1 protein-coding gene is annotated in these 381 nt (G+C 55.9%); it reads left to right on the top strand.

The window, feature by feature from the left end:
• The first annotated feature begins 56 nt into the window (after nt 1-56).
• Nucleotides 57-371, top strand: coding sequence for an SPFH domain-containing protein (locus CA598_RS31795; RefSeq protein WP_076106528.1), 315 nt, complete (start codon nt 57-59; stop codon nt 369-371).
• The last annotated feature ends 10 nt before the right edge of the window (nt 372-381 follow it).

A 381-nucleotide genomic window follows, 5' to 3' on the forward strand; every position in this document is an offset into this window, starting at 1 on the left:
GAGATCGGCCGCGCACTTGCGGATTATCTCACGTCTGAAACGGAGGCGGCTTCGTAATGGACGGAACACTTTGGGCGGAAGTCGCTAAGAATGGAATATTTGCGGTAGCAGCCGCAGTTATCGCGTGGACTCTATGGAAAGAGATGCGCCGAATGTCCGACGAAGCTCGCGCGCGTGAAGAACGCATAAGTACGGAAGCCAAAACGGAACGCGAGCGGATGCACACGGAGTCCCTCGCGCGTGAGGATCGCTTGATGCGCTTAGCGGAGGGGTTAACCGCGCGGTTCGAAGCGCTCGCGGGTCAATACGAAGGGCTGGCGCAAGACGTTCACGAAATTAAATCGAGTATTAACGGAAAGGATGCTGCGTAAATATGGGCGA

It is taken from the genome of Paenibacillus sp. VTT E-133291 (assembly GCF_002264395.1).
Classification (GTDB): domain Bacteria; phylum Bacillota; class Bacilli; order Paenibacillales; family Paenibacillaceae; genus Paenibacillus_AQ; species Paenibacillus_AQ nitricinens.

Excerpts from the sequence above, each read along its gene's own strand:
- CA598_RS31795 (WP_076106528.1), top strand. The coding sequence starts at position 57 with ATGGACGGAACACTTTGGGCGGAAGTCGCTAAGAATGGAATATTTGCG.